The organism is Rhizobacter sp. P3_C12 (genome assembly GCF_056402735.1).
This window is the reverse complement of the sequence record NZ_JBFUGW010000408.1, coordinates 1-4,124: the sequence shown is the minus strand read 5'-3', so window position 1 is coordinate 4,124 and position 4,124 is coordinate 1. Positions and strand designations below refer to the sequence as shown.

Annotated in this window: 6 protein-coding genes; 2 read left to right on the top strand and 4 right to left on the bottom strand. The window is 66.6% G+C overall.

All coding sequences use genetic code 11. The annotated features are described in order from the left end of the window. Together AC1DXV_RS32130 and AC1DXV_RS32125 are read left to right on the top strand one after the other, a co-directional pair. On the top strand, positions 1-178 hold a 178-nt coding region (locus AC1DXV_RS32130), incomplete at its 5' end, for an IS3 family transposase (protein WP_477937537.1). Positions 179-227: 49 nt separating this feature from the next. Beyond that, positions 228-1,349 (top strand): NAD(P)/FAD-dependent oxidoreductase, encoded by a 1,122-nt coding sequence (locus tag AC1DXV_RS32125; RefSeq protein ID WP_477867079.1) that lies wholly within the window; start codon positions 228-230, stop codon positions 1,347-1,349. A 14-nt stretch (positions 1,350-1,363) separates the two neighbouring features. On the opposite strand, the gene AC1DXV_RS32120 is transcribed toward AC1DXV_RS32125, so the two are convergent. The 4 genes from AC1DXV_RS32120 to aat form a co-directional block, all read right to left on the bottom strand. Further along, a complete protein-coding gene (locus AC1DXV_RS32120; protein WP_477867077.1) occupies positions 1,364-1,690 on the bottom strand; it encodes a hypothetical protein in 327 nt (108 codons plus the stop codon). Further along, complete coding sequence (locus tag AC1DXV_RS32115) at positions 1,687-2,118, bottom strand: hypothetical protein (protein WP_477867075.1); 432 nt, start codon at positions 2,116-2,118, stop codon at positions 1,687-1,689. Before AC1DXV_RS32115 ends, AC1DXV_RS32120 begins: the two co-directional genes overlap by 4 nt. A 319-nt stretch (positions 2,119-2,437) precedes the next feature. Continuing rightward, on the bottom strand, positions 2,438-3,208 hold the full coding sequence (locus tag AC1DXV_RS32110; RefSeq protein WP_477867073.1) for an arginyltransferase: 771 nt from the start codon (positions 3,206-3,208) through the stop codon (positions 2,438-2,440). Then, positions 3,205-3,966: a leucyl/phenylalanyl-tRNA--protein transferase gene (gene aat / locus AC1DXV_RS32105; protein ID WP_477937535.1), complete on the bottom strand. Its 762-nt coding sequence runs from the start codon at positions 3,964-3,966 to the stop codon at positions 3,205-3,207. The genes AC1DXV_RS32110 and aat overlap by 4 nt, the downstream gene beginning before the upstream one ends. Between the last annotated feature and the right edge of the window lie 158 nt (positions 3,967-4,124).

The following is a 4,124-nucleotide window of genomic DNA, read 5'->3' as shown; positions in this document are numbered from 1 at the left end:
GCTCAAGGTCGGCCGGCTGTATGGGCGCAAGTTCGAGACAGTGCGGGCCGCCAAGGACGAGGTCATCGACTGGCTGGCGTTCTACAACCACCGCCGGCTTCACTCGACGCTCGGCTACGTCAGTCCAATGCAATTCGAACGGGCTTGGCTCGCTGCCCAGGAAAAGCGAGCCGCGTAATGCCCTCGGCTATGGGATGCGAGATCCGAGGGCAAGGTCACAATGCCGCATGGACCGTGTCGAAGCAGTGGTGGTGGGGGCCGGTGTCGTCGGGCTGGCGGTGGCGCGTGCGCTCGCGATGCGAGGGCTCGAGACGCTGGTGCTTGAACGCGAGAACGCCATCGGCACCGGCATCAGCTCGCGCAACAGCGAGGTCATCCACGCCGGGCTGTACTACCCGCCCGGGTCGTTGAAGGCGCGCCTGTGCGTGGCGGGCAAGCGGCAGCTCTATGCGTTCTGCGAATCGCGTGGCGTCACGCACCGCCGCTGCGGCAAGCTGCTGGTGGCGACCGAGCCTGAGCAACTGCCCGGGCTGCAGGCCCTGCAGGCGCAGGCCGCGGCGAACGGTGTCGACGACCTGGTCAAGCTCGACGCAGCGCAGGCGCGCGCGATGGAGCCGGCGCTCACCTGCCTGGCAGCGCTGTGGTCGCCATCGACCGGGATCATCGACAGCCATGGCCTGATGCTCGCGTTGCAGGGCGACCTGGAGCGGCACGGCGGCATGGTTGCGCTGGCCTCGCCGGTGCGGGCGCTGCACGCGGGGCCGGGCGTGCATGTCATCGAGGTCGGCGGCGAGCAGCCGATGGAGCTGGCGGCCCGCATCGTTGTCAACGCGGCAGGCTTGTGGGCGCCGGCACTCGCGAAGGCGACCGCTGGCCTGCCGACCACGGCGCAGCCGACCGCCCGCTTCTGCAAGGGCAACTACTTCTCGCTGGCCGGCCGGGCGCCGTTCTCGCGCCTGATCTACCCGTTGCCGCAGCGCGCCGGCCTGGGCGTGCACCTGACGCTGGACCTCGGCGGCCAAGCCCGCTTCGGGCCCGACGTGCAATGGCTGGATGACGCCACGCGAGACCCGATCGACTACAGGGTGGACCCGTCGCGCGCCGACGCCTTCTACGCCGAGGTGCGCCGCTACTGGCCCGCGCTGCCCGATGGCGCGCTGCAGTCGGCCTACAGCGGCGTGCGGCCGAAGCTGGTCGGCCCGGCCGAGCCGGCGGCGGATTTCCGCATCGACGGGCCGGCCGAGCACGGCGTGCCGGGGCTGGTGAACCTGTTCGGGATCGAGTCGCCGGGGCTCACGGCGAGCCTTGCGCTGGCCGACGGGGTCGTCGAGAGCCTGCAGCCCGGCTGACTGGATCTTGCTGACTACACCTTGCTGACGATCTCGAAGGTCTGACCGACGTACATCACGGTCTTCTCGAAGATCCCCATCTGGACATCCTGGAAGGCATCCTCGTGCGCGGGGTCGTACTGCGGCGAATCCTCATCCCAGAACGGATACCGCAGCCTCGCTTCGAGCACTTCCAGCCGGGCAACGTTGACCAACGCCTGGGCCTCCTCCTGCGTCTCGACCACCAGTTCGTCCGGGCCACCGCGAGCCAGGATCTGCTGCACTTGGGGGAACTTGCGCGTCGAGGCGACTTTCAGGAGTTGCGCCTTCAAGGGTGCTGGATATTCAATAACCTGGCTCATATCTTGACTCCGGTGTTGTGCATCAGGGCTTCCATTTCCTTCAGCTTCTCAATCAGCGTCGGAAGAGACATCTTTTCCTTAACATTGAGCAGGGGGTGATCAAAGGTTTTGTAGTTCATGACCAAGCCCTTTGGTAGCTCTTTATCCCGAGGGAAGAGCCATACCTTGCCTTCAACTGGAATGTCCTTCAGGCGCTCGATCGAATTGGAAAAGGATAGTCCTTTGGTTGGATTCGGGTACACCACGTACTCGTTGGCGCCCTTGTCCCACTGAATGGTGAAATCTGCTTCTCGGACAGTTTCTTTTCCACCCTCCATTCGGGTCATCTTTGCTGATTTCGTGTTGCCGCCGCCGCGGTATAGCCCGTTTGGCGCTCGCGTATCGGTGAATATGCTCCATAGGTGCTCGCCATCGACTGTAACGTACATTATTTCCCCTGAGGTTTCGCCGCGCCCTTGCTGGGCAGTTTGATCGTACTGCGACCAAGGCGAAGGGGCCTGTGACGGGAGTCACTTCGCGTGTATGCGAGGTGGCGGGCGGGTGGCGATGCTCCGCTGCCCGAAACAAGGTCACTTCGTGGCATGAGTTGCAGCGAGGTAAATCGTTTTCAGACTGGACGACTCCACGAATTGGAGTGAGCTTGCGTGCAGGGGGCTGTGAATGAGCGATCTTGACGGGGCCTATATATATGCAGGTTTGGTGCAGTAATGCGGCAGGTGTCCGATGCTATTGGGGGGGCTCGCAGAGTCAGCGAATCCGTACGCCTTCTTCTGATGTCGGCGCTGCCGATGCAGCCGCCCATTGCCCGTCCAGCAGCACCTCGTGCGGCCGGAAGTCGGCCTTGTAGGCCATCTTGTCGCTCTCGGAGATCCAGTAGCCGAGGTAGACGTGGCGCAGCTTCAGGAGCCGCGTCTGCTCGATCTGCCACATCACGTTGTAGATGCCGTAACTGGTGCGCGGCTCCGGCTCGTAGAAGGTGTACACCGCCGACAGGCCGTCGTTCAGGATGTCGAGGATCGAGATCATCTTCAGCGCGCCCAGCCCGTCGGGCGACGGCTCGCGGAACTCGACCAGCCGCGAGTTGACGCGGCTTTGCAGCAGGAACTGGGTGTACTGGTCGATGCTGTCGTTGTCCATGCCGCCGCCGCTGTGGCGGCCGGCCTGGTAGCGCAGGTAGAGCTGGTAGTGCTCCGGCACGAAGCACAGCCGCAGCACGCGCGCCTGCAGGCCCTGGTGCTGCTTCCAGGCGCGGCGCTGGCTGCGGGTCGGCTCGAAGCCGGCCACCGGCACGCGCAGCGGCACGCAGGCGCGGCAGCCGTCGCAGAACGGCCGGTAGGTGAACATGCCGCTGCGCCGGAAACCGTTGGAGACCAGCCCCGAGTAGGCGTCGGCGTGGATCAGGTGGCTGGGCGTCGCGACCTGCGAACGCGCCATCCGGCCGCCCAGGTAGCTGCACGGGTACGGCGCTGTGGCATAGAACTGCAGCGAGGCGAGCGGTAGCTCTTTCGGATGGGTCACGGACCAGGTTCCTGCACGGGCGCGCCGGGATCCAGCAGCGCCCACATCGAGGGATCATAGGACCATTCCTGCACCGGGGGCTCCCTGAGTCTGGGGGGCAAACCGGTTTCGAATTGTTCGCGTGGAATCTCCCGCGCCCCCAGCGACGCCAGGTGCCCGGTGCGCTGCTGGCAATCGATCAGCGTGATGCCGTTCGCCCGGCAGAACGCGACCAGGCCCGACACCRCGATCTTCGACGCATCGGTGCGGTGCGAGAACATCGACTCGCCGAAGAACATCCGCCCGAGGCACACGCCGTACAGGCCGCCGACCAGTTGCCCGTCGACCCAGGTCTCGAAGCTGTGCACCGCGCCGAGCGCATGCCAGCGGCGGTAGGCCTGCACCATCTCCGGCAGGATCCAGGTGCCGTCCTGGCCCTCGCGGGGCGTGCCGGCGCAGGCGCCGATCACCGATGCGAAATCGCTGTCGATGCGCAGCTCGCAGCCGGGATCGCGCGCGAAGCGGCGCAGCGTCTGGCGCAGCGAGCGCGACAGCCTGAACTCGGCCACCGGCAGCACCATGCGCGGGTCGGGCGACCACCACAGCACCGGCTGGCCCTCGCTGTACCACGGGAAGATGCCGTGGCTGTAGGCCTCGGTCAGGCGCTCGGGCGTCAGCTCGCCGCCGGCGGCCAGCAGCCCGGGGGCGTCCGAGCCGGGCGGCAGGGCCAGCCGCGTGTCGGGCAGCGGGGTGCGGGCGTCGCGCAGCCAGGGGATCAAGCGGTGGGGCTCCGGTCAGGCCGACACCGGTGCCGATATCGACCCCGCGGCGCCGACCGGCTTCTTCTGCGTGACCCCCACGCCGTGCCGCACCGCGATGATCTCGGCCAGGATCGAGACCGCGATCTCGGCCGGCGAATTGCCGCCCAGGTTCAGCC

Bases quoted from the DNA above. Each gene is read 5' to 3' on its own strand.
- AC1DXV_RS32125 (WP_477867079.1), top strand. From the start codon at position 228: ATGGACCGTGTCGAAGCAGTGGTGGTGGGGGCCGGTGTCGTCGGGCTG.
- AC1DXV_RS32120 (WP_477867077.1), bottom strand. From the start codon at position 1,690: ATGAGCCAGGTTATTGAATATCCAGCACCCTTGAAGGCGCAACTCCTG.
- AC1DXV_RS32115 (WP_477867075.1), bottom strand. From the start codon at position 2,118: ATGTACGTTACAGTCGATGGCGAGCACCTATGGAGCATATTCACCGAT.